The organism is [Limnothrix rosea] IAM M-220 (assembly GCF_001904615.1).
Classification (GTDB): Bacteria; Cyanobacteriota; Cyanobacteriia; order Cyanobacteriales; family MRBY01; genus MRBY01.
On record NZ_MRBY01000020.1, the window covers coordinates 846 to 26108 of the forward strand.

A 25263-nucleotide genomic window follows, 5' to 3' on the forward strand; every position below is an offset into this window, starting at 1 on the left:
AAATCCACAGGAGTCGTTAATCAACTTTTATCAACAGCATGCCAAGCTGTTAGGCTTAATTAAAACCAAACGAAAAAGGCATCGTCAAATCGATGCCCGACTAACAGAAATATGGGGGCTGACATGATTGCTCAGATGCTTAAGTTGAAGCCAATGCTCGTAATGTCTCTATTGTCAGGTCGCAGGGCATTTTGATAAACTCCTCTACTTTACCCCTTTCCTGTCTTTTATTTTGATGCGATTACCCTGATATGCATAACAATTTATGGGATTCTACTAGTACGTTAAATTGATAAAATTTAATATTTCTTTTTTTGTTCCCCTGATTTGTTCGATATGTTTCATTAACAAATCTTATGTATAGTGTTGTTGGGGTGCTTGAAAGGTAGTAAGAAATGAAAAAATGTAGTGTTAAATAAGAAATACTATTGCAAGTAACTGGAGCTGTGACAACTTTCACTTCTCGGCAGGTATTATTGCAGGATTTTTTTTGCGTGTCTAGAAATGAAAGCTGCTAGGGAATGTATTGTCAGATATTTTTTTGATCTACTCGGACTGGGCAATTGAAATTTTTTCACGAGAGCAAGGCTTGAACCGAGCGAGCAAAATATTTTGTATTGTCTAGAAAATGGTTGTCAATTAGGTTGGCTCATTGATCTGGGAGATCGCCAAATTCTTGCTTTTTAACCAAACAAATAACACCAAATCCGATAAGTAGAGTCTGCAAATAGAATAAAAGGGTAGAGTTTGAGAGAATTCATGCCGAGACAAGCAAAACTCGCTGAGTATCTAAGTCCAAAAAAACTGAAGGAAAAGTATCTTACAGGAGAAGATCGGGTGGAGAGACGTCGATACCAATTGCTATGGTTATTGAGCCAAAGTTGGACGATTAAAAAAGCCGCTCAAGCAGTAGGCATCAGTTATGACTAGGGTCAAAAAATTGTGCGTGCCTACAATAAAGAAGGAGGCAGGGGAGATACGTCATCGGCGTCGAGAGATTATCCCTCCAGGCAAACCGGAACTATTAGACAAAGAACAACAGGCAAAATTAAAACAATGTTTGCAAGCATCACCAGAAGATGGGGGTATCTGGACAGGACCGAAGGTAGCTCAATGGATAGCCAGAGAAACAGGCAGAGAGAAAGTCTGGCCCCAAAGAAAAGAGGATGGGATTACCTCAAGAGGGTTAGGCTTCAGCTGAAAGCGACCGAGGCCAAGCCATGTCAAAGCAGACAAAGAAGCCCAAGCCAGTTTTAAGGGTGACATCCAGCAAAAAGAGGGCGTAGAACTGTTATTTTTACCCGCTTATTCTCCAGAACTACCGCTAGCAGAACGATTATGGTCGTTAGTGGATGAGCCCATTGTGAATCAGGCACCTCACTCTTTGGACTGTTTAGAGGAGATTATTGCCCAACGTTGTTGTGTTTTCGGTGAACAATTTAAAAGGCAGATTCGACAACTCACAAACTATTCTTGGTGGCCATAGACAAGAGTCATATTTTCTGACTCTACATAACGGTTTTGGTATAACCTCAACTTTTTTTATAGGATGATGAGTTGATTTTTTTATCGAACATCACTTTGAAGATTTCTATTGGTGAGGTTTTTGTTTGGCTCAAAATGTCTTAAACATTTGTGCGTTACGCTGCGCCCACAGATCTTATAGGTTGTTTAAGGGTAACGAAGTAGGAGGGCGATCGCCTCTTTTTTTATTATGGATTTTGCCCACCAACTACTGTGTATAGTTGCATTGCTTTGTCCCGCCCTCGAATGGCCATATTCCCTAAACTTTTAGTGGTGTAGTGGTTTTGAATGAGCTGAAATGTTGCTTGGCTCAGTATGATATTAAAAGGATAATCGCCTTTTTTAGAGATGGTTTTATTTAAGGATTCGAGGCGAGAAGAGGTGTTGACCGTATCGCCCACAACGGAATAACTGAGTCGCTCTTGTCCACCAACTGTTCCCGCCACCACTTTGCCTGTGTGGATACCCACGCCAATTTCAATTTGGGGTAATCCTTTGGCTGCAAGGGATTTGTTAAGGGGTTTTAGTTTGTCGTGCATTTCTAGGCTGGCGGCGATCGCCGCGATCGCGTCCCTTTGAATTTCCGCTTTCGTCTCACGGGCGAAGGGCACACCAAACACCGCCATAATGCCATCGCCAATATACTTATCGACAATGCCACCGTGGTTAATAATGCACAAAGTCATTTCGTGGAGATATTCATTGAGCCAGGGTAAAAGTTCCTCTGGGGGAAAATGCTCAGAAATTTTAGTAAAGCCGCGAATGTCACTAAATAAAACCGTTGCCGTCAGCTCTTGGGGTTCTAGTTGTCCTTGGCTAAAAATTTCCGCTTTGCGCTGCCAAATCACTGCGGCCATCTCCGGCGACACGTGGCGGGCAAACAAATTCATGAGTTCTTGTTTTTCGTATTGCTCATAAAATTGTAGGGCGATCGCCGCCAGCAAAATGGTTCCTAAAGGGGCAATTTCTGGGAGTAAAAGCTGAGCATATACCAGACTCAATAAACCGACAGTCCACCAACCCACAAATGCCAAAGTGAGGAACAGTAACCTGCCCCGTAAGTTTAGGGGCGTGAGAATAAACATCGTTGCTGGAGCGATAAGCAAAAGAGCCACCAATGTCAAAATATGGGGCGATCGCCGCAGAAAAGAATCCGTTAAAAAATTGTCCAACATCACCGCATGGAAATACACCGCCGAAGCAGGGGGGGTCAGCTCAAAGGGCGTTTGTAGCGGGTCAAAACCCGTTGCAGTAATGCCAATCAGGACAAGCTTATTCGCGAAAATATCTGGATCAAGATTGCCGCTTGCCACATCACTAAAGGAATAGGTCGGAAAATCCGCGCTGGGACGTTTCCAATTGAGTGTGTGGTGTTGTTCTTTTCCTTGGGCGACTGGCTCTGGTATGTCAAAAAAAATGCGTTCGAGTTCTTCGTCTGGCGCGGAGAGCGTTAAATCGAGAGTGTCTTGGTAAATCTCCAACATCGCCACACTAAGGGAGGGAAAATCACCAATGTAGGAAATGCCTTTACGGATGATGCTATCCGGATCGGGACGCGCCACAATATGCCCTAATTTTGCCACTGCCGTAAATTCTGGTAACACCTCAATCGGTTCTAAATCTTTACGAATAGCTTGGGCGATCGCCACATTTCCCCCAAACATCATCTCCTCAGCGAGGACCGCATCATGCTCCGTCGGCTCACTGAAAATAACATCAAAACCAATGGCAGCCGGCGGCGCAAAGGAAAGCTGAGTCAGGAGGTCTATGTAATAACTGCGTTCCCACGGAAAGCGGCCATAGGCTTCAATACTCGCCTCATCAATGGCAATCACCACCACACGCTCATCCCACTGCTTTTCTGGGAAAACTGGCAAATTCTGGGATCGCATCAGGGTATTATAAGCCGCCCGCTCCAAGGTTTCCCAAGCCCCCACTTGCCACAGCACCGCACAGCCAAGTCCCACCAGACCGCCGAGCCATGCCCAAGGTTTAACCGGCAAATTCATCGTCTTCACCACGCAGTTTAATTGGGAAACCTGCTTCACGAATGAGGGTATAGGTTGTTTTCGTTGAGCCTAGGGGCGACAAAATACGGAAGGTCGTTAATCCTCGTGGTAGGCGATCATAGTTCACCTGAAATGTGCCATTTTCAGCCACTTGCACTTGCTCACCATCGACCCAAACAAAATTAAAGGGATCGACTTGTCCGGTCATTTCCCACACCCCATTGGCATTAAGGCGGGCACGGGATATCTCCATATCGAGGTTTTCGGTAAATCGCACGGGTTGTGTCGGTGCTTCCCCTTGCACCACGATGGTGGCATAGCCTGCTTTCACTTCGACGCTTTCACCTGCATCTTGGCCGCTAACTTCGACCATCCCTTTATCGGTAAGTACATTGGTTTGTCCATTATCAGCTACGGCTACGCCAAACTCTGTGCCTCGCACCCCCGCAATTCCGGCTGGGGTTTTGACTTCTAGGCGAGATTGGGGATTGCTAAAGGGTCGAACATTAACGCGTACTTGTCCCTTTGTTACTTCGATGACTGTGACCTTACCGCCATTACTGGTGGTGTTGAATTCTTTAATTAAAAAACTCGTTTGGGCGGCGACACTGATGCTGCCAATCCCTTCATCAAGGGCTAAAACTGCACTGGAACGCGATCCTGTTGATAATCCCTCTCCAACGCGGGTTAGGCGATCGCCATTTTTTGCACGGGTAAAGGAATTCCGAAAGGTGACATTCCCAATAGTCCGGCGTACTTCCATACTGCGGGAACTGGTTTGGGCGATCGCCGCCCTTGGTAAGGTAAGCGTTGATATTGCTGGAAAGCCAGCCAAACACAAGACACTGAAGAGTATTGTGGGTAGATTTCGGGGGAATTTCATGAATCCATGGAATTTGGGGACTTAATCAACCCATTCACTACTCCTATAGTAAAACCGATAGATTACGTAAAAATACGCAAAATGTCTTAAATTTCCCGTGAAAAGTTTAAAGAAATAGAAAAATCCCCACAGCCCTTAGCCGTTGAGGATTTTCTAAAAAAACCATGTGAAATAAGAGTGCTAGGCGATCGCCCTAGGAGTTGGAAACCAATTCTGTGGCAACTTGAGATTGGGCTTGGCGCAGTTTTTCTTGATCATGGCGGCGTTTCTTGGCGTAGAGCTGAATAGCCGCCGCCATAAAGACAATCAGAGCCAAAATTAGACCACCAGTCCAGTTGAGGGGCAAACTATTTTTAAAGACTGCCAACATCACAATGGTGACAAGGAGCAATGTCGGAGCCTCATTGAGCGCGCGAAATTGCTGGCCAGTCCATTCACATTCGCCAGCTTCCAGCTTTTTCATGATGCGGCCACAGTAGAAGTGATACACCAAAAGCAATGCCACAAGGGCTAGTTTGGCATGGAGCCACCAAGATTTTAGTACAGCGGGTTCGGTAGAAATAACGGCGATCGCCATGGCGACTGTCACATACATCCCCGGCTGGGTAATGATGTTATACAGACGCTTTTCCATCAGTTCATACTGCTTCTTGAGGATGCCCTTAGCCGGTTCCGGCTCCTTTTCCGCTTCCGCGTGGTAGACAAATAACCGCACTAAATAAAAAAGCCCAGCGAACCAGACCACGACACCGATAATGTGAAAAGCCTTAAACCAAAAATAGGCTTGGGGGGCGATATCTGACCAAAACTGTGCCATAGCAAGTCTTTAATCTCTTTCAATAAAATTTTTTATAGTTCTAGCCAGTGTAAAAGGGTGGGGGGAGCGATCGCCAGAATTTCGTCGAAGTTGCAACTAAATGTTAAATTTCGCGTTACTACCCGACCAAATATTTGAGCCCATTTCCCCAAAAACAATCCCAGCATCATCCAATGCAGACATCGTTTGGCCATTGATGGCCACCGCCCAATTTTGCCAATGTTCCTCACCGATACAGCCTGCTTGGAATAAAACATGGTCAGGATGATGGTCACTCCAGCCCAATAAAATAGCATGGGTATAATCGACTACGGCACTGGGAGATAGGGTAAAAGTCTCCTTTGTTTCACTATCCCAAATCACGCCATAGTCACTAACATCAGAACTCCCTAAAAATCCCTCAAACTGTCGTGCGAGCAATTTTTTGCCATCGGCTGACCACGACACCGGCATAATCAGCGAAATGATTCCCGGTGCATCAACAATGTCTTCCTGTTGGAAAGGATGGGGAGCAAGGGGCGATCGCGCGATCACCGTATTCAGCACACCCGTTTGGAGATTTTCAATAAATAAAGTACTGGTCACCCGACCCTCGTACATAGCAGCTTTGAGATCAAGGCGCACCCGACAGTAGGCGGCAAATAACCTATGGGGATCATATAGAGAGGGGCTACGGTAAAGCTCTTTTCCGGGATGTTTACCCCTGCTGACAGCCCCTTGGGTATCAAGGATCCATTGCCACGGCAGCGGAAAAGGACTATTGAGCGGATCGCGAACAAGGTCAGGCGAAGAAGCAGAAATGGACATGGTACAAAGTCAGCAGAAATTATGTGCAGAACTGTCTCGGTAAGATGCAAAAACTCGCAAAGAGAATTGTGGGGGAATTTCCCGTGGGCATTACAATGGCGATAACTTATTAATTCCCCGATGTTTCGTTGCCCGTTACATTTAGTACTTTTGTAATACTGTGAGTTCATCTTCGTCCCAACCCCAAGCTCAGTCAACGGTTCGCCGTCCTTCCGTAACAAAATGGATCATCGTCTTTATATTGCGTATTGTTGTGCTGTCAGGTTTTGCCGCCGGGGCGATCGCCCTAGGGTTGTTGGCAGGACATTTAACGCCGACGAATAATCCCCAAAAACCACTTTTCTTGAGGCTATTTCAGGGTTCCGCCAGTTTTACGGATCTTGCTGAACCAGAACTTAATCAAACAGTGGCAACCCTTGGGGAAGAGGAGCGGGCGGCAATTGAAGAAGAGATCGCGGGTATTCAAGCGCAATTGCAGGTTTTGACGACCCGTACCCAGAAGCTGGAAGCAGAGCTAGAAATCGGTACACAGAATGGTAATCTTGCCAGTCGTCTAGGGAATTTAACGGAATTACTCGCCGCCGACCCAGAGGACTTTTCTGCCACCGAAGCCACCGCAACGACTCCTAGTAATGATCTAAAAATCACCTTACCCAGCAATGTTTTGTTTAACGATAGTGGTCAACTGTCCACCGAAGCTGAAGAAATCCTTGGGGCGATCGCCATCGATTTACAACAAACCCGACTAAACACCATTAAAATTGCGGGTCATAGTTTCCCGGAAAATGCCGAGCAAGCCGAAGCTCTCTCTTTCCAGCAAGCACAAGCAGTAAAGGTTTTTCTAGACGCTCAAATTGATGGTAATTATCGCTGGTTAGTGGTGGGTTATGGCGACAGCCAACCCCTCGCTGCCGATGATCAAAATGCAAATCAACGGATTGAGATTACCACTCAAGCAGATTAAGGTTAGCGAGAAAGTTAGTCACTGTCAGAATTTAAGTGTTTCTACAAGGGTGAAGAACGGGCAAGTCTTGATCGCTTGTTACTCAGATGTCCGCATTTCTATTAGAGGCTCGATGAACCAGCCTAATTGGCAAGCAACCATTTTCTAAACAGGACAAAATATTACCTGTTACTCGGAGTGATGGGGCGATCGCCAAAACTACAGCGCAACTGTTAGAAAGGCATAAGCAATCTGAGCATCTTCGGTAACAGCATTAATCTGATTACATAACTTCAGTTGCAAACGGCTATATTTTCCTTTGAACATAATTTTAACACTAGATTTTGATTGTTTGACTAGTGAATGGAGCAAGATCAAACAGAGTCTGAGAATATTTTTGGTAATCTCCCAAGCCTATATATTCCAAGATTGCTGATGCAACAAACTGTGCTAAGTTCACAGGAACAGCATTACCGATCATTTGCTCTAAGCTCGTTTTTGTTCCTTCAAATTGAAATTGTTTGGGAAAAGTTTGAATATAAGAGCGTTCAATAGTTGTTAAGGGACGAATCTGATCAAGTTTTGCATTAGCAGGATCGCCATGGTGTTTGGAGTAACCTTTGGGGACAGGTCGGTTGACACCTCGAACTGTAGGACTAGGCTCATTTATAGAAAAAATACCTCGTCTGCTGTAGTTCCTTGGGTGACGATAGTAGTATTCAAGCTGTAAAGAATCACCTAAATATTCTTTGACTGTCATGGGTTTCTTAGATCGCTTACTTTCCAGAATTGGATTTAATTGAGAGTGTTTTCCATTTAACTCTCCAATTAAAAAAAATCGTTTTCTAGCTTGAGGAACTCCATAATATGAAGCATCTAAAACTATTTGAGAAAGCCCATAGTTTGCTTCTATTAGTTCTCGTATAATGTCATTTAAAATACGACTTTTTTTGATACGCGCAACATTTTCCATCACAAACCATTTGGGTCTATAAGCTAGAAGGATATTACTGAAATGATAGGTTAAATCTGCTCTTCCTAATGACTCATCTCGCTTACCAGCAGAAGAAAAATCCTGACACGGAGGACCACCAATAATCATATCTGGAGAATATTGACTAATTATTTCTAGGCAGCCTATTTCATCACGAAGATCATGTAGATAACATGGGTGCTGAAAATTCTTTTTATAAATATCAACTGCTTTGTCCCAGTGATCAACTGCGGCAACTATATCTATGCCTGCTTGTTGAAAGCCAAGGCTCATGCCACCGCAACCGCAAAATAAGTCAACACATTGCATCATCTACTAAAAAAGCTCTGGTGAATTAACAATGATTGCATCAAATCGTCTTTCAGGACTCAGAAAATGTTGTCCTCCTCCTAGAATAATCTCTTTGATTTGATCTTTTTTGATTATTGGTTTTTCGAGTCTGGTACATGACATGAATTTATTTGTTATCTTTCCAGAGGAAGCAAATGCTTTATCGTTCTTAGTATTGTACGAAAGCTTATCGATAATTTCTTCGGGATCAAAGCGTTGACTTTCTGCAATATCCAATAGCATTTTATAAAGCCAAACTGCCGTTCTCGTCTGGCGAGTAATGCGAGTCGCCTTTGAGTTTGGATCCGCTATTTGACTTATAAAATATGCAAACCCAGCATCACTCCAAAAGAAAACATCTAAACAGTGCTCTGCAAGTCGTGGAGACTTTCCCAATGTTTTCCAAATAGGTTGGAGTAAAAACGGTGATTGCTGAGGCTCAAGCTCTTGTGTGAGATTCGCTAATCTGTCAATTATTCGAGATATGTAAGTCAATATTTGCGTAGCATCACTCCAATCTTGAATCTGTTGAATGGGTTTGACTAAGTTCCTTAAGTTCTCTTGAGTCAAAGCAGAAGCAATACTACATGCAAGATAAACAATAGTATCCGGTCTTATTACAATCTCTGAACCGTATTTTTTTTCTGATAGATCACAAGTAGTATTATCTGGAAGCGCAGTAAGCTTTATTTCGATTCCGGCTAAGCATTCTCCTGTACTTTTTCGCTGGATTACAAGATCTGTTCTGGCTAAAGAACCAATCACATATTTTTGAAAGGGAGTAAAAGTCGACTCAAATGCAAAATAAGTATCTTCGTCTAGTGGATTATTTTGGAATGCCGTTTCTACATCTATTGTTTCACAAACAAGTGCTTTATTACTGATTTTGAGATAATTAGCGTGTTGGTGATTTGAGTATAAAAAACAGCAGAGAGCCGCTGGAAAAGATGAGTTAAATTGATTTTTGCCCCATGCATTTTTAGAGGTAAAGTCTCGATTTGAATTATCTAGCCCAAAGAGACGCGGTTTCTGCTGTTCCATATTGTGTTTGTGTAATTCAATCTGAATCGAGAAAAAACTTTCCGATTTGCGAAACGTTTTAAAACAGATCGATATCGGTTACAGCGCCTTTGCTGCTGGTAGAAACAATCTTTGCATATTTACCGAGGACACCACGTTTGTAACGGGGTTCAGGGGCTTTCCACTCAGCACGACGTTTTGCTAGTTCTTCATCAGAAACGTTGATTTGCAACAAAAGCTGATTGGCATCGATGGTGATGCTGTCGCCTTCTTGGACAAGGGCAATATTGCCGCCGACATAGGCTTCCGGTGCTACGTGACCAACCACGAGACCATAGGTTCCGCCAGAAAAACGACCGTCAGTAATTAGACCAACAGAATCTCCTAGACCTGCACCGATAATGGCGGAGGTGGGCGCAAGCATTTCGCGCATACCGGGGCCACCTTTGGGGCCTTCATAGCGGACAATTACAACGTCACCTGCTTGGATTTTGCCGTCAAGGATCGCATCGAGACATTCTTCTTCAGACTCGAAAACTTTGGCGGGGCCGGTGATGACAGGCTTTTTCACGCCGCTAATTTTTGCGACGGAACCTTCTTGGGCAAGGTTACCTTTGAGGATGGCGAGGTGACCCACCTGATAAAGGGGATTGTCGAATTTGCGGATCACATCTTGATCGGCGGGTGGTTCGCTGGGGATGTCGGCAAGGTTTTCGGCAATGGTTTTTCCGGTAATGGTCATGCAGTCGCCATGTAATAAGCCTTGATCTAAGAGCATTTTCATCACTTGGGGAATGCCACCTGCTTTGTGGAGATCGGTGGCGACATATTTGCCGGAGGGTTTGAGGTCACAGAACACGGGTACGCGCTGACGGATTTCTTCGAAGTCGTCAAGGGTGAGGGGCACACCAATCGTATTGGCGATCGCCAACAGGTGCAGCACAGAATTTGTTGAACCACCGACCGCCATGATCACCGTGATCGCATTTTCAAATGCCTTGCGGGTGAGGATATCCTTCGGCAAAATCTGATGTTTGATCGCATTCACTAATGCCTTTGCAGAATCCTCTGCACTTACTGCTTTCTCTTCATCTTCCGCTGCCATGGTGGAAGAGTAGGGCAGACTCATACCCATCGCCTCAAATGCTGAAGACATGGTATTTGCCGTAAACATACCGCCACAGGAACCTGCGCCGGGACAAGCATTTTTCTCGATCGCCATTAATTTCTCTTCGGTGATCTTGCCTGCACTAAACTGACCCACCGCTTCAAAAGAACTAACCACCGTTAGATCTTCGCCGTCGAGGTGACCCGGTTTAATTGTGCCGCCATAGACAAAAATTGCGGGAATATTCATGCGGGCGATCGCCAAAACAGCCCCCGGCATATTCTTGTCACAACCACCAATGGCAAGGACTGCATCCATACTTTGGCCATTACAAGCCGTCTCGATAGAATCCGCGATCACATCACGGGAAACCAAGGAATATTTCATCCCCTCAGTCCCCATGGAGATGCCATCACTAATAGTGATCGTGCCAAACATTTGCGGCATTGCCCCCGCCTCCCGGAGCGCAGTCTCAGCCCGCAACGCCAGAGTATTTATCCCCATATTGCAAGGCGTAATCGTGCTGTACCCATTCGCCAGCCCCACAATCGGTTTTTTAAAATCATCATCCCCAAAGCCCACAGCACGGAGCAGGGCTCGGTTTGGACTCCGTTGATGACCTTCAGTAACAACCCAACTACGACGATTTTCTCTCATAACAAAACAGAATAAATATGTACAGTTACATCAGAATAACGTTTATATTGTCTGTCGTTTTCGAGCTTTTGGGTAGTTTCGCACCGAATCAAAAGGCACACTACACAGCCTTCGTAAAGGAATAATACTGACCCTCATTCACCGCCAAAGTTAAAATTACCTGTACCGTTTCGAGCAGACCCGTTAGCCATTCACATTCCGCCTTGGATTTGTGGTGATAGTGCTGCATTAACTCATTGAGGGAGATCACTAGTTGTCCGTAGCTACGGGGTGAGACAAGGACTAGCTTGAGCAAAATAATGCCTAGGGACAGAAATTCCCGCTGGATCATTAGCAAGGTAAAAGGATGGGTCGGATCGGCAAAACTTTCAGGGTTGAGCAGATAGCGAATAATTTCATCGCAGGTTTTCGTGATCAGGTGATGGCCCACGGTCACACTATTTTTTTCAGGGTGGAGCTCTGCTAAATGCTGTTCTAGTTTTTGTGGTAACCATTTCAACCGGCGATCGCCACCAATGGAGATCAGCAAATATTTAACGAGTGCCTGTTTAAAATCACCATAAATATCATGCTCATGGAGAGCCAAAAAATCCTCAGCCATTTGCGGATAGCCCTGATTGCGTTTCACCACAACCTTTTGGATTAGCTTCAAAGTCGCGGGATGGATGAATGTCGGATTGCGCACTTTTTCCTCATTCGGAGCCGCATCGCACCCCTTAGCCAAAAACATGACAAGCTGAAACTTATAACGACTCTTCAGAAACTGATAAAGCCACTGACAAGCCTGGCGCTGTTCGATAGAAACTTCAGCATCAAAGGTTTGGGCGAGGAGCGTTAAAGTAACATAGCGGTCGTGCCAAGTTTTCTTTTGCAGTTTTACAGCCGGAGAAAATAACGCTAAGACTTTGTACTGACGACTATCCATGTAGCTTTCAACCCAATCCCGAAACTTACGGGTCGATAATGCCGCATTGGAAGCAAGGGGCGATCGCCCTTGAAATAGTCCCATCAGCTTTTCAACATACTTTATTTTTTTCTGTAGAAAACAAGTATTAACAATTAAAAACGCACAGCGGTTTAACAGATAAATAAAATCAGCCGTACAGTTATAAACCAACAACTGATAAATTGCATGATTTAGCTGGGCAGGAATACCACTCGGATCATGATTAATAAAGAAAATATCAAACTGCTCAAGTAGAGAAGATATCGAAGCCGTCCTACTCAGCTCCACAAAAAAGTTGAGGATTTCTTCACTTGCTTCAATAATTTCATCAGGCCGTTCATTTTGCTCAATAGCAGCGGCTTGACCCTCAAATGTTGCCTTAGGGTAGCCAATTTGCATTTCTGTAAACTGCTGAGGAGATGTTTGCTCCGGGCGACGGTGCCAAGCTAAAACCTTGTCTGAGGAAGTGTTTGGCAATTGGACTTTGCGTTTACGGAAACTAGGAGCAAACATAATTTGTTTTTCCTTGAATATTATTAATGCAGATGCTTTCTGCATCCTTTTTACATTGCTTTTCAAAGGAAAAAAAGGGGGGGCAGGGATATTCACTAAAATCACGTAGAAAAAAAATTTCCACTAGGAAAACCATCAGAGATTACACACAAAGTCTTCATAAAACTGGCAAAAAAAGCCTTTTCTTTACCAATTCCTCAAAAAGAAAGGTAACAAAAAAAATCTCTCACACAGACCGTGTAGGAGACGCGATTGTCTAGTTTTTAAGTTGTTGGGAAGCAGGGCGATCGGCGATCGCCCCAAGGAAAAATTAGCCGTTTACGTCAGCATTTCCTTCGTCACTGACTGGTGCCGGAGCTTGTGTTTCCTGCTTACCACCAAGGTTCAACTTCACAACTTTCTTAGAGGTTGGAACAACCTTCGGTAAAGTCAAAGTGAGGACACCATCGGCAAAATCAGCAGAGACATTTTCATGGTCAATGGCTACAGGCAAAACGATGGAACGATCAAATTTACCATAGCGGAACTCGGAGTGATAAACACCTTTGTCGTGGTCTTCTTTTTGGTAGTTGTATTCACCGCTAATGCGAATACTTTCACGGGTTAGGCTGATGTCAATATCATCCTTGGCAATGCCGGGTAAAGCCGCTTTCAAGGTGAGTTCGGTATCGCCATCGAGGAGCTCTACAGAAGGACGCCAAGCAGCTTTTTCATCACTTTGCCAGCCTGCGAGTTCATCGAGAATACGATTCATTTGGGTTTGTACAGTCTCGAGTTCAGAGAAAGGAGAAAAGCGTACGATAGACATATATTGACCTCCAGAGAGAATCTGTTTTGTTCACGTTTTCATTATGCCAATTAGTTATTAGATAAAGTAGTGAAATAACCTCACATTTGTTGTTGGGTTTTCCACGGAAATTTGATTGTTTTTTAAATTTATGTTGAAAGCCGATCTGATATTACGGTTTTCCGAATAATTGGCTTATAAAAATTTCTAACTAAATAAAAGAAAAGGAGCTTTTATACTTTTTTGAAAAACTGTTTCTTCGGTTGTTTATGGGGTTGGGGCGATCGCCTCCCCCAGACTAGGGACGAATAAATATGCCACAATCTGATCTGGCAAAGTCGTCAAGGTCATTATGGTTGGGGAAATTTCTGCCCTCATTGCAGCAGGTATCTGGTCAGCTTCCGCGATCATTTATGACAAAATTCTTGTCACAGTAAAAATTTCAGGGACGTTAGTTAGTTTTTACCGTGGACTAGTAAGCCTGCCTTTTTTTGCTGTTAGCTTACTCATTTTCGACCCCCATCTGCCCCAGCTGAGTAGTCTCCATTGGTTTTATTTGGTGATTAGCGCCATTTTGGGCATTACCATCGGCGACACCGCTTATTTTCTGTCGTTACAAGATGTCGGTGTGCGCAAAGCATTATTGCTGCAAACATTAACGCCGCTATTTGGGGCATTTTTTGCATGGGTGTTTCTCAAGGAAAGTCTTACTGTCTATGGGCTAATTGGCATTGCTCTGACCTTACTCGGCGTGGTGTGGGTGATCACTGAAAGGACAACGGCGGGGCGATCGCCTCATTTATTGCGAGGAAGTTTGTGGGGGATTTTATCCTGCGCAGCCCAAGGATTAGGGGCGATGTTTATTCGAGATGTGCTGGAAAATAGCGACTTGAATTCCCTGTGGAGCAGCTCCCTACGGATGGTTTTGGGCACGGTCATTCTCGCCTTCTGGCTCGGCTACAAAGGTAATTTCACCCTCTCGGCTTTATCTTTTCCCCAGTGGCAAGCGATAACCGGGGCAGCCTTTGGCGGCTCTTTTGTTGGGCTGTGGCTCCATCAGACGGCCTTTCAATTTGCGCCGGTCGGTATTGCGGCGACGCTACTTAGTACTTCACCTTTGTTTGCCGTGGGTATCAGTGTTTATCTACGCGAAAAAGTCACTTGGCGATCCCTCGGTGGTGTGGTGATTGCATTAGTGGGGATTGGTTTATTGCTCATCAGATAGGAGCATGGCGAGAAACACCCGACGTATTAACCTTATATTCACTTGTTTGAAAATTTGTTGCTGTTCCGCAACTAATGACGACTTGGTCGTTGGGATGGCAGCAAAGCGATACAGTAATTTTTCGCGCCAAGACAAATTGACGTTGTAGGTAATTTCAGGCAACAGAAAATTAGGGTTAAAACGAGGATCTTGAGCACAGTCCATCAAAAATTTAGAATAGGCATCCAGATCAAACGGAACATCCGACGTTTCTAAAATCACCCTCGATAAGCCACGTTTTTCTTGGGTTAGCCCCTGGGGCAATTGCTCTCCCGGCTCCCAAGTTAAACCTAATGCGGTGTAACCTCCGATCGCCGGTAATTTTTCTGGAAATAGGCGCGGCAAAACCACCCAAATCCAGAAAGGTACACCCGTGGTTCCCGCTCTGAAAGTTGTTGCATTTTGATAATAAGCCGCTGAAACTGGGCGACTGTAGTCACGCAAACTTCCTAAAAATGACAACGAGAGTATCAACACAATTGCTATTAGCGTCGCGGCGATCGCCACCTGCCATGATTTTTTAAACTTGATGCTGTTCATGGGTTAAAGGGTTTTGAGATATTCAATAAGAGCCGTTTTATCAGAGTCGCTGAGGGCTGTGCCGTAGAGATGACCGCCATTGCCGTTGCCTCCTAAGCTGGTGTCGTACTGAAAAAACTGTTTGCTATTTTCCCCAGCCACCGTGGTGACAAAGCCCATATTTTCTTGGTCATACACGTCATAGCCCCGGTAAAAGGTGGTGGGACGTTCTGCGGGGGGATTCAGCAAGTCGCGCATGGTTGGCACAGAGCCATTGTGGAGATAGGGCGATCGCAACCAAATGCCATCTAGGGGGGCGCTGGCATAGCCATTAGTTTTGCGGTAATTTTTGAAACGTTTATCCTCACCGCGATAGGTGATGTCGCTAAACAATAAATATTGGTTAGAGGTCAGGTCATAGGTATAGGAATCCAGTCTGCCACGGTCTGTTTGAATGTCACCAATCGGTATAACCGTTTCTAAATTGAGCTTATCGGGACGATTGAGAATGTCATGGCAACTGGCACAATTCGCTTCAAAAATTGGTTTCCCTTGCGCCACTAAATCTTGATTGATTGCATAGGGATATTGGGGAGCTGGTAAATCATTAAGCCACTGTTGCAGTCGATAGAGTGAGTCAAAATTCAAATTCCCCGGAGCAACTAATGCTAAAGCTGCCGTGCGATTCCGTTCATCAGGATTGTTATTATTGCCATCCCAATGGAGGTACATACCAGCGCGAGGCCCTTGGTTCCAAATGCTGGGATAGTCAGCGATGCCATTGAGTTGTTCTGGCGGCAGCAACTCCACCGGAAAACCAAAACGACGAGTTTTGTAAGAAGTAAAAGTATCAACACGCCCCGGCCCATACTGCGACTGACGATCCATAAATGCCAGATCAAGGCGCTCCCGCAGCAGTTGTTCACGGGCTTGGGGAATTACAAAAAATTTGTAGACGAGTTTTTCGAGGGGATTTAGATTCGCCCCCATCTCGGCAATGTAGGGCATGATATGTTTTGCCGAAAATCTTTCGTCAGGGGCGATCGCCGTCAAAAATTGAATATAGCCCTGTAAATTAACGTTATGTCCCGGCATGGTAGAGATCAAGGTGACGGGAGCAGTCGGCGTTTCCCGCAATTTACCGACATGGCAAGTGGCGCAATTTTGAGTGACGACATCAAGACCAAGGGCGGGCAAAATTTGACGGGACGATTTCGCAAAACCGATGGGTAAATCGTGGTCAGGCTCCTGCATAAATCCAAAGGCTGTCATCCCTTCGCCGGGCAGATGATCTGGAGGTAGCCGATCTTCAAAAACGACGGGCAAAGCTTTCCATAGCCAGTAGGGAATACCATCTGTACTTTCGCCGCCAATAGTGCCGTAACGGAAATGTTCGTCAATATCAGCATAGTAGGCAGGTCGACTCGTTAGGAAAGGCCAGAGTAACCACAAGACTAAGGCGAGTAATACCGCAATAATAGCTAGCAAAATTCGTTTTTTAGCCGCACGATGGGGAGGGCGATCGCCTAATTTTTGAGGGTCATTTATCACCTTGAGAAATCCTCCACGATTTGGCAAAACCAAGATCAAGCAGCCTTTCCCAAAATCTAACCAAGGAAATTTTAACCGTCAATTTTGACACCGTAATCTGTCAGATCTTGCAATAAATCCCCACATTACTTGAACTGTTTTAGTGCAAAATCCCAGCCAACAAAAACTGTTTAAATAGCCAAAGGATCACGCCCGAACATTTAACTAGTTGCAAATATCCATGACATAAATCCTCGAGGGTCGGCGATCGCCCTATGGTAGAGACAGGGTCAGTCCACCCCTCGGATGTAAATGATTAATTCTGCCGTTCAGTCCCTGAAGCAATACCTGCAATTCCGTTTCCAGAAAGCGACAACCGTGATTGAAGCCAGTGACGGACTCGTTGAGCTGCCGGATCTGCTCAAAACCCAAATTGCCCAGAAACTAGAGGCTTTACCCAGCCCGCAGCCCTACCAAGCCACTGTCCAGACAGAAATTAGCGCCGCCATCGAAGCCTGGCAGCAAAACCTTGATGCGCCCAACAGCTTAGTTTTCCTCGGCAGTCCCGTCGAACCCATCGGCACAATTTTGAACGATAGTTTACGGCAATGGGTTGATCCACCCGCATCGATCATTACGCCCCTACCCTGTTTGACGCGGCCACTAGACCCTTGGCAACTGAAATATCAAGTGGAAAATGCCCTGCGCCCCTATGCTCAAATCGATCCGCCGGACTCTAGGGATCCAGACCAGCAACCCGACCCAGATGCCCTAGACAATCGAAAAACCTTGATTTTAGTGCCTTGCTTGGAGCAATGTTTTTTGCGGTGTATCGGCGGTTGGGAAAGCATTGAGTATCTACGGGATGTCGCCATTCGCCATCGCAATTGTTTTTGGGTGATGGGCTGCAACCATTGGGCTTGGGACTTTTTAGATTTTGTCTGTCAAGTGAGTGCCTATTTTAGCGAAGTAAAACCCCTCCCAGAACTTGATGGTGACATGTTAAAAGAGTGGCTCGATCCCCTCGTTAAAACCATTGTGGCGACACCACCGGAGGAGGATAATCATCAATCTCAACATCAGGAAGGTGGCGATCGCCCCGAATATTGGGATACATTAGCCCGCAAATCCCTTGGGGTCAGTAGTATTGCCAAAAGCCTATGGTTACGAAGCTTACGACTCGAAACAGATATTCTTGAAGCCACAGAAGACCTCCGGGAATTAGAGCTTTTAGGGGAACACGACGATCAAAAAGAACCCATTGCCCTCCATGAAGTGCGCCCCTCGCTACCGATTTTTCCGCCACTGAGTGGTGATGATCGTTATTTAATGCATTCGCTGTTGATTCACGGTCAAATGACCCGAAGCCACCTTGCCTTTAGTTTGGGGCAAGAGGAAGGACAAATTCAGTCGGAAATTCAAGCATTACTGAGGCAAGGTTTGATCGAACGGGCTAATGGTGGCTTAACCGTCGAGGCAACCCATTACTCAAAGTTAAAAACTGAACTGAACAATAATAATTTCTTTGTGGGGGACGACTAGGATGAAAACGCTATTTTTCCTCGCCCAGCTCAAAATTCAAACGGTTTTATTTTTCGCCCAAACAGGGGAGTCGGGAGAGTCGCAGGAGCTATCGGATAAACTCCTCACGGAGATCACGGCTAATAAGGTTTTACAAGCAGTGATGACTGTGGCGATCGCCTATGGTAGTTTCTGGTTGATTCAAGCGACCACCGATTGGATTTCTGAACGGGTGCCCCGCCGTTTTCGGTTAGCCATTAAACAAGCTTTGCCATTTTGGAAAGCACTCATTCTCCTGATCAGTCTGTCCTACCTGCTTAATCTTTTTCTTAATTTATCTGAAGGTAATCTTTTCGCCCTCACCGGCACCATTGCCGTCGCCCTTGGTTTCGCCTTTAAAGATTATGCCAGCTCCGTAATTGCCGGTCTCATTGCCCTATTTGAAGCCCCCTACAGGATGGGCGATCGCATCCAAATCGCAGACCATTACGGCGAAGTCGTGGGCTATGGCTTGCGGGGTATCCAGATTCAAACCCCCGACGACAATGTGGTCACAGTGCCCCACAACAAAACTTGGACAGAGGCAATTTCCAATGCCAATACCGGACATCTCGAAGCCCAAGTTGCCACCAGTTTTTACTTTGCGCACCATGCCGATGCCGAAAAGATCATTTCGATTCTCTACCAAGCCGCCTACAGCAGCAAATACACTCAGCTTAAATTGCCCATTGTTGTCGTTATGGAAGAGCAATATTGGGGGACACAATTTAAACTCCGCTGTTATCCCATGGATGCCCGCGACGAATTTATCTACAAAACAGACTTGATTCGTCGTGCCAAGCAAGCCTTTGCACGCCATGATTTACCCTACCCAGAATTTGCGCGAATGGCAGACTCCGAAGGCGGCATCGGCAGCGGACAACTTCCCAATTAGGGTTTGATCGTATTTTTGAGAATATCGAGTAAACTCAAACCGCCATTAAAGAAGACATAAATCACAGAAACCATTAGCACTGCAATCACAATGGAAAGCACCATCCCGGCGGCGCTGATTAACCCATCGTCTTCCTGCAACCCAAACGCCGTCAAAAATACGCTAATGGCAGGTAATGTATTCGTGCCGGGAATCGGAATGCTCATCGACATCGCCATCAAACAAATCGTACAACCCATCAAAACCCTTCCCCCTTGGCTTTGGCAGACCATCGGTAAACGGGGGTGGGCGATCGCCTCGACCTTCTGGAGCCACGGCAAGCCCTTCTTTAAAATGCCTTGAATTTTTTTCGTTGAAATCGTTTTGCGTTGCCAAGATGCCGGCAGCCAGAGCTTCCTACGCCCCAAAATTAGCTGTCCCGCAATCAAAAAAATCATAATCCCAAAGGGAGTCGAATAGCCCGGTGCAGGCACAGGCAGCGCCGAGGGAAACGCAAGGAGTAATAACACAATGCCAAATACTTTTTCTTCAGCGAGGGCAATCACTTGGGCAAGGCTCACCGTTTCACCGCGATCTTCTTCAAAAAAATAGCGATTCAGTTCCTTTGATAAGCGAGCCATACATTTTTCCAAAACAGGCGATCAGCTAACGAGAATAGCTTATTTTCTACCTATCCTAAATAATTTCCCCGACCATTACCGCCAAAAATGCCCACCAAACCATGAGAAAACAAAAGTAACGCCCATAAATCTATAGGCTTAATTTGAGATGCCACATTCGTTATTTCTTTAATAAGATCACCCATCTTACCGCGGGCAAATTGTCCCGACAAATAACTTTGCACCATATTTTCGAGGCATTTCAGAGCGCCAGAATGACTATTCTCAGCAACTTTTTTTTATCAAGTATTTAAGTTCACCCATATTGTCTGAAAACACCTTCAAACAACACCCTTAGGTATAAATTGAGATAAAAGATTCACCCCCTCAATATTGTCCTAGCCTTGACAGATTTCAGGATTGGAATTTCCGGATAATCTTGCCGATTCTCAGAACAGTGGTAAGGAATCTTTAGGGTGGTGAATGTGAGCAATCTATTAGAGAAAAACTCCAGTTCCAATACATTAATTATCGGCAGTATTATTCAAGGGCGTTATCAAGTTCTGAGCAAGCTCAAGGGTGGCGCATTGTCGCGGACTTATCTCGTGCAGGATTTGTCCCAGCCCAATGAACCGAAATGCGTTCTGAAACATTACCCCTACAACAAAGAGATTCCCCGTCTGTACAAGACCAATATGCGTCTGTTTCTCAAGGAAGCGAAGCATTTACAGGTGCTCAGCGTTCATCCCCAGATTCCCCGCCTTGTGGATTATTTTGGCATTACGGATCAGGGCTGGTATTTAGTGCAAGATCTCGTTGAAGGCAAACTTGTCAACAATATTTTGCCCATGAGCGAGTACAGCGATAATTGCTGGAGTGTGTATGAGGTTGCTCGCTTTATCCACGACATTTGTGAGACGTTGCAGTTTATCCACAGCCAAAAGATTATTCACTGTGACCTAAAGCCGAACAACATTATTAGCCGTGCCACGGATGGTCGCCTCGTGGTTATTGATTTTGGTTCAGCGCAGTATATTCCGGGCTTCCAGAGCAATGAAGATACCTCCATCACGTCGCTACGGACAAAAATTACTGTTAGTCCGTCGGGCTATTTAGCGCCAGAACAGATGAATGGTCAGCCGCAACCTTGTAGTGATTTTTATGCATTGGGCGTTATGGCGATTCAGGCATGGACTGGTCTTGACCCTGCTCGCATCAAAAAAGATAGTCACACGGGGGAGTTTGTTTGGGATCAGTATGTCAAGATTGAACACCCTGAGGCTTGTCGCCGCCTAGTGGAAATCGTTACACGGATGGTGAAACCGGATATTGGCGATCGCTTCCGCCATGCGAGGGATCTTATTGGCGAGCTGGATGCTTTTATCCATACCTTTGATGAAGAACAAGATGATGTCCCCCTCGATTACGGCAAAATTTCCTTTGATGATTCCACGTTATTTAAGAAGCCAGAAGAACTACCGGAGGATCTCCAAGGGCCTATTGAAGCTCAAAAACGACCCAAACCCCAATCTCTAGAGGAGACTATTTTGCCACCAGCCATGGCTAAGGATACCTACATCCAAAAGGACGATGAGGATTTTTATAAGCAAACCTTTATTCAGGGTGAAGATGAATCTCTTGATTTTGATGACTCTTTCGCTGCAGAACTGGAGCATAGCGATGACATTGTTCAAGAGGCTGAAAGTACGTCAGAACTTAGCGCCAATGATTTACCGCTCAAACTCAAGCGACCGAAGTCTGGCCCGAAGAAGTTGCCTGTATTTGCCTTGATTAGTATCAGCATCGTTATTGTGAATGGTCTATTGATTGCCTTTGGCTTGCAACATCTCATTAAAAATATGGCGACGGGGGATGTACCCGAGCCGGGTGATGATTTTCAGCGGGCGCAGGATGCCTATGCCCAAGGGGATCTACCTGAGGCGATCGCCATCGCGAAGGCCATTCCCCAACAAAGCCCGGCCTACCAACAAGCCCAAGAAAATTTAGCCCAGTGGCAAGGGGAACTTCAGCAAGGTCAAGGTGAAACAGCAGCAGAAACCACACCGACAGAAACATCAGAACCAGAAGCTATAGCAGTAGCCACCACAGAAATAGAATCTCCAGCTGTTGCAGAAGCACCGAAACCCACACCTGCCCAAAACGAATTCCAACGGGCACAGAATGTTTATGCCCAAGGCAATTTACCGGAAGCCATTAATATTGCCAAAGCGATTCCCCAAGGTGCACCAGATTACCAAGATGCCCAGACAAATCTTGTGAACTGGGAAGGGGAACTTCAAGCGCAAACAGCAAAAATCGAGGGGATTCAGGCAGCTCACGAGGCGCAAAACTGGCAAGACGTAGTCGCCAAGGGCAAAGAACTCAAAGATCCAGCCCTCAAGGAACAAGTTAGCCCACTGATCGAGGCCGCACAATTTGAAATTGATGTGGCAGCCTACACCAGAGTGCAAAAGGCCTTCGATTTAGCGACAAACTATAAGTTCAATGAGGCTCTAGCAACCTTAGCCGAAGCCCCGCCTAATAGTAAGTTTGCCAATGTCATTACAGACAAGCTCGCGGAATATGAAGGCAAAAAAGCCATTCGTAATCATTTTTATCTCCAGCAGGCGGTTAATCATGCGGAAGCGCGGGAGTTTAGCGAAGCGGTGGTTTTCCTTGAGCAGATTTCTGATGACTCCAAGCACCATGAGCTAGCGGAGGTCAAAATTGTTGAATACAGTGAAAAGCAAAAAATCAAAGAAGCCTATGAACGGTGGTCTGCAGCTCAAGCAAAGCAGCAAAACAATGATGCCAGCAGCAATAAGGTTGAGTTTACAGAAGGTTCACCTTCGGCAATGCGTCGGCAATTGCAGTCCTCTGAAATGGTGAGTCAAGTTAATCCGGGTATGGTGTTACAGCACATTACCTAGGAGGATTGATCTAAATGTTGTGGGTTCGCTGGATGTTGCAAGGGTAAAAGGGCGATCGCCTCAGTTCACAAATTTTGGTTAGAACAATGCCAATATTGTCGTATTGGTCTCCGCGTCACCCAGTCTCCCTCTCACCGCGTCTTCTTAGTGACCCTTAATTTTTCGTTGAATTTATGTACAGGGACCATCGCCTTTATCTGAGGCACGTTAACCTTAAGGTAGAGCGTTACAGATGGGGAGTGGGGTAATGGACAATGATAATAAATTCATTTTTTTGGTGGTGGGATTACCCATGGCGGGTTTGCTTTATGGCGGTCTCATTGTTTTATTAATGGTGACCCAACCGGGCTTTCGGGCACATCCTCTGGGGTTTGGCTTTTTGTTTTTCTTGATTCCTTTTATAATCGCTGCAACGACATGGGTTCGCGCTTCGGCAAAGGCCTATCGCAATTGAGGCAGGTAGACAGCAATGGGTTTTATTCCGGTAATTTTGGCGGGTGGTAAGGGTGAACGATTTTGGCCTCTTAGTCGCCGCGATCGCCCGAAACAGTTTTTGAGTTTAGATGGGTCTGGGATAAGCCTCCTGCAAGCGACGGCGAAGCGTTTATTACCGGATGGGCAATGGGACAATCTCTGGATTGTGACGGCGGCAATGATTGCGGATCAAGTGCAAGAACAACTGCCCAATTTGCCCAGTAAAAATATTTTGGTGGAACCGGATCGGCGGGATACGGCGGCGGCGATCGCCTGGACTTGTGTGGAGCTCGCCAAGCATTATGACGAAAATACAGTTGTTGCTTTTTTCCCAGCAGATCACTGGATCGGTGATGAACCGAAGTTTCTGGCGACGTTAAATCAAGCGGCGGATTTTGTGGCAACACGGCAGGCGATCGCCACCATTGGTATTACCCCCGATAATCCGGCGACGGGCTATGGCTATATTGAACAGGGGGGCGCAGCGACGGACGATATTTTTAAAGTGGCGCAGTTCCGCGAAAAGCCGGATGTGGAGACTGCAAAATCTTTTCTCGCCACAGGCAAATTTAGTTGGAATAGCGGTATTTTCCTGTTTTCCATCGGCACAGCGATTAAAGAATTGGCGATGCATGCTCCCGAAATTCTCGAACCGCTCCAAGCAAAAGGCACGGCAGCCTACGCCGAACTGCCAAAAATTAGTGTCGATTTCGCGTTGATGGAAAAAACAAAAAACGCTTATGTGCTGCCAGCTGAATTTGGTTGGGATGATTTGGGAGATTGGAAATCCCTTGAAAGATTATTACCGCCGGACGAATCTCAAAATGTCCATGTGGGCAACTACCAAGCCTTTGATACTGATGGCTCAATTGTTTACAGCGAAAACGAAAATGAAACCATTGTTACCCTCGGTGTATCTGATGTGGTAGTCGTGCGGCAGGGCGATGTCACGATTGTGATGGATAAAAATCGTAGCCAAGATATTAAGAAGATTTTGGGACGGCTGCCGGAAGGATTGCTTTGAACAGGTATCAGTGAACAGTTATCAGGTATCAGTGAACAGTTATCAGGGAAGGGAAGGGTGTGAGTCATAGTTGGCGGTATATTCCTCTGATGGAGGCTGATGGGAAGACTCAGATGGCGATCGATGAGTGGCTTTTGGAGCAACATCTCGCTGGAAAGATGCCGTCGGTTTTGCGGTTTTATACTTGGCAACCGGTGGCGATTTCCCTCGGTCGTCATCAACGCAAGTATCCGCAAGCATGGCATGGTTTGACTTATCAAGGTGAAAAGATTGATATTGTCCGTCGTCCGAGCGGTGGTCGAGCGGTGCTGCACCAAGGGGATTTGACCTACGCGGTTATTACGTCTGGATTGAAGGGCGATCGCTGCCAAATTTATAAAAGGCTATGTAGTTTTCTGATCGCGGGTTTCCGTGAATTGGGAATTGAATTAAGTTACGGCAAATCCCAACGCAACTATACTCGCCACGACAGTTGTTTTCGCACCCATACCAGCGCCGATCTTGTGACGGAAAATGGCTATAAATTAATCGGTTCTGCTCAACTGCGCCGCAAACATGCCATCTTGCAGCATGGTTCGATTCGTCTCAATCCCGATCTAGCTTTCTACAAATCTGTTTTTTCCGAGACAAATGATGCCTCTATTGCGCCCCTAGTCCCATCCCATGCCCATCTCATCCCATATTTTCTGAGTAATGGTCAAAATCTCTGGGGAAATGACTTATCAGAACTCCCTTTACAACCTCAAGAACGACAATCCATTCTTTTCTCTACTTCACTTCCAAGACCATAAGAGATGGTGTTGTGCCTCATTAAAACTTTTGGCAAATTTGAGATGGCAATAATTAGTGAATTCGTATTTTTCATAAAGTTAATTTTATCCATAAAACAAAAGTAATATTTTTCTTTTTTATCATCTAAATATGATTTTTTCTGGCATTTGAAAATCATAATTTTCACTGAATTATTGCAGTGTGTTTCTTTTCCCTAAAAATTTTTCTTAGGGCTTTTAGAGTAGTTTGCAAACAATTATTCGTACTTAACCAAGGTCGTTTTATTAAGGGGCTTTCTAGGGTTTTCACAGATATTTGAAAACTGATTGTCAGCAAATAGTGCATAACCCTTACGCATC

The 25263-nt window shown here is 45.4% G+C and carries 22 protein-coding genes; 9 read left to right on the plus strand and 13 right to left on the minus strand.

Annotated elements, in window-relative coordinates; all coding sequences use genetic code 11:
• Nucleotides 1–759 precede the first annotated feature (759 nt).
• Entirely contained in the window at nucleotides 760–930 is a 171-nt protein-coding gene (locus NIES208_RS19230; RefSeq protein WP_216349392.1) for a helix-turn-helix domain-containing protein, read from the plus strand.
• Between the two features lie 782 nt (nucleotides 931–1712).
• Here the strand turns inward: NIES208_RS19230 and NIES208_RS09515 are convergent.
• The 4 genes from NIES208_RS09515 to NIES208_RS09530 all read right to left on the minus strand — a co-directional run bounded on the left by NIES208_RS09515 (nucleotide 1713) and on the right by NIES208_RS09530 (nucleotide 6040).
• A complete protein-coding gene (locus NIES208_RS09515) occupies nucleotides 1713–3533 on the minus strand; it encodes a CHASE2 domain-containing protein (protein WP_075892096.1) in 1821 nt (606 codons plus the stop codon).
• Entirely contained in the window at nucleotides 3517–4368 is an 852-nt protein-coding gene (locus NIES208_RS09520) for a FecR family protein (RefSeq protein ID WP_171971746.1), read from the minus strand. The genes NIES208_RS09515 and NIES208_RS09520 overlap by 17 nt, the downstream gene beginning before the upstream one ends.
• Before the next feature lie 241 nt (nucleotides 4369–4609).
• Entirely contained in the window at nucleotides 4610–5233 is a 624-nt protein-coding gene (gene hemJ / locus NIES208_RS09525; RefSeq protein WP_075892100.1) for a protoporphyrinogen oxidase HemJ, read from the minus strand.
• Between the two features lie 96 nt (nucleotides 5234–5329).
• Nucleotides 5330–6040 (minus strand): hypothetical protein, encoded by a 711-nt coding sequence (locus NIES208_RS09530; protein WP_075892102.1) that lies wholly within the window; start codon nucleotides 6038–6040, stop codon nucleotides 5330–5332.
• A gap of 160 nt (nucleotides 6041–6200) precedes the next feature.
• On the opposite strand from NIES208_RS09530, the gene NIES208_RS09535 reads away from it, so the two are divergent.
• Nucleotides 6201–7004 (plus strand): OmpA/MotB family protein, encoded by an 804-nt coding sequence (locus NIES208_RS09535; RefSeq protein ID WP_084176588.1) that lies wholly within the window; start codon nucleotides 6201–6203, stop codon nucleotides 7002–7004.
• A 316-nt stretch (nucleotides 7005–7320) separates the two neighbouring features.
• Here NIES208_RS09535 and NIES208_RS09545 read toward each other — a convergent pair whose 3' ends face one another.
• The 5 genes from NIES208_RS09545 to NIES208_RS09565 form a co-directional block, all read right to left on the minus strand.
• Nucleotides 7321–8289 (minus strand): DNA cytosine methyltransferase, encoded by a 969-nt coding sequence (locus tag NIES208_RS09545; RefSeq protein WP_315861632.1) that lies wholly within the window; start codon nucleotides 8287–8289, stop codon nucleotides 7321–7323.
• 3 nt (nucleotides 8290–8292) lie between these two features.
• Nucleotides 8293–9348, minus strand: coding sequence for a HindVP family restriction endonuclease (locus tag NIES208_RS09550; RefSeq protein ID WP_075892106.1), 1056 nt, complete (start codon nucleotides 9346–9348; stop codon nucleotides 8293–8295).
• Nucleotides 9349–9406: 58 nt separating this feature from the next.
• Nucleotides 9407–11092 carry a dihydroxy-acid dehydratase gene (ilvD, locus tag NIES208_RS09555; RefSeq protein ID WP_075892108.1) on the minus strand — a complete coding sequence of 562 codons (1686 nt, stop codon included), beginning with the start codon at nucleotides 11090–11092 and terminating at the stop codon, nucleotides 9407–9409.
• A 100-nt stretch (nucleotides 11093–11192) separates the two neighbouring features.
• Entirely contained in the window at nucleotides 11193–12551 is a 1359-nt protein-coding gene (locus tag NIES208_RS09560; RefSeq protein ID WP_075892110.1) for a hypothetical protein, read from the minus strand.
• 310 nt (nucleotides 12552–12861) lie between these two features.
• Nucleotides 12862–13359 (minus strand): Hsp20/alpha crystallin family protein, encoded by a 498-nt coding sequence (locus NIES208_RS09565; RefSeq protein WP_075892112.1) that lies wholly within the window; start codon nucleotides 13357–13359, stop codon nucleotides 12862–12864.
• A gap of 331 nt (nucleotides 13360–13690) precedes the next feature.
• Here NIES208_RS09565 and NIES208_RS09570 point away from each other — a divergent pair, with 331 nt between their 5' ends.
• Entirely contained in the window at nucleotides 13691–14563 is an 873-nt protein-coding gene (locus NIES208_RS09570; RefSeq protein ID WP_075892114.1) for a DMT family transporter, read from the plus strand.
• On the opposite strand, the gene NIES208_RS09575 is transcribed toward NIES208_RS09570, so the two are convergent.
• Both NIES208_RS09575 and NIES208_RS09580 read right to left on the minus strand, forming a co-directional pair.
• Nucleotides 14546–15142 carry a hypothetical protein gene (locus NIES208_RS09575; protein WP_139325029.1) on the minus strand — a complete coding sequence of 199 codons (597 nt, stop codon included), beginning with the start codon at nucleotides 15140–15142 and terminating at the stop codon, nucleotides 14546–14548. The two genes, NIES208_RS09570 and NIES208_RS09575, sit on opposite strands and share 18 nt — an antisense overlap.
• A gap of 3 nt (nucleotides 15143–15145) precedes the next feature.
• Nucleotides 15146–16672, minus strand: a complete 1527-nt coding sequence (locus NIES208_RS09580; RefSeq protein ID WP_225875284.1) for a c-type cytochrome — start codon at nucleotides 16670–16672, stop codon at nucleotides 15146–15148.
• Nucleotides 16673–16963: 291 nt separating this feature from the next.
• On the opposite strand from NIES208_RS09580, the gene NIES208_RS09585 reads away from it, so the two are divergent.
• Nucleotides 16964–18193: a hypothetical protein gene (locus tag NIES208_RS09585; RefSeq protein ID WP_075892118.1), complete on the plus strand. Its 1230-nt coding sequence runs from the start codon at nucleotides 16964–16966 to the stop codon at nucleotides 18191–18193.
• Nucleotide 18194: 1 nt separating this feature from the next.
• Nucleotides 18195–19106 carry a mechanosensitive ion channel family protein gene (locus NIES208_RS09590; RefSeq protein WP_075892120.1) on the plus strand — a complete coding sequence of 304 codons (912 nt, stop codon included), beginning with the start codon at nucleotides 18195–18197 and terminating at the stop codon, nucleotides 19104–19106.
• On the opposite strand, the gene NIES208_RS09595 is transcribed toward NIES208_RS09590, so the two are convergent.
• Nucleotides 19103–19726 (minus strand): exopolysaccharide biosynthesis protein, encoded by a 624-nt coding sequence (locus NIES208_RS09595; protein ID WP_075892122.1) that lies wholly within the window; start codon nucleotides 19724–19726, stop codon nucleotides 19103–19105. The two genes, NIES208_RS09590 and NIES208_RS09595, sit on opposite strands and share 4 nt — an antisense overlap.
• Nucleotides 19727–19776: 50 nt before the next feature.
• Nucleotides 19777–19953: a hypothetical protein gene (locus tag NIES208_RS18945; RefSeq protein ID WP_171971747.1), complete on the minus strand. Its 177-nt coding sequence runs from the start codon at nucleotides 19951–19953 to the stop codon at nucleotides 19777–19779.
• A 237-nt stretch (nucleotides 19954–20190) separates the two neighbouring features.
• Here NIES208_RS18945 and NIES208_RS09600 point away from each other — a divergent pair, with 237 nt between their 5' ends.
• The 4 genes from NIES208_RS09600 (at nucleotide 20191) to NIES208_RS09615 (ending at nucleotide 24924) form a co-directional block, all read left to right on the plus strand.
• Nucleotides 20191–22635 carry a serine/threonine-protein kinase gene (locus NIES208_RS09600; protein ID WP_171971748.1) on the plus strand — a complete coding sequence of 815 codons (2445 nt, stop codon included), beginning with the start codon at nucleotides 20191–20193 and terminating at the stop codon, nucleotides 22633–22635.
• 247 nt (nucleotides 22636–22882) lie between these two features.
• Nucleotides 22883–23089: a hypothetical protein gene (locus NIES208_RS09605; protein WP_075892126.1), complete on the plus strand. Its 207-nt coding sequence runs from the start codon at nucleotides 22883–22885 to the stop codon at nucleotides 23087–23089.
• A gap of 15 nt (nucleotides 23090–23104) precedes the next feature.
• Nucleotides 23105–24133, plus strand: a complete 1029-nt coding sequence (locus NIES208_RS09610; protein WP_075892129.1) for a mannose-1-phosphate guanylyltransferase — start codon at nucleotides 23105–23107, stop codon at nucleotides 24131–24133.
• A gap of 59 nt (nucleotides 24134–24192) precedes the next feature.
• Nucleotides 24193–24924: a lipoate--protein ligase family protein gene (locus NIES208_RS09615; RefSeq protein WP_235641365.1), complete on the plus strand. Its 732-nt coding sequence runs from the start codon at nucleotides 24193–24195 to the stop codon at nucleotides 24922–24924.
• Nucleotides 24925–25263: the final 339 nt, after the last annotated feature.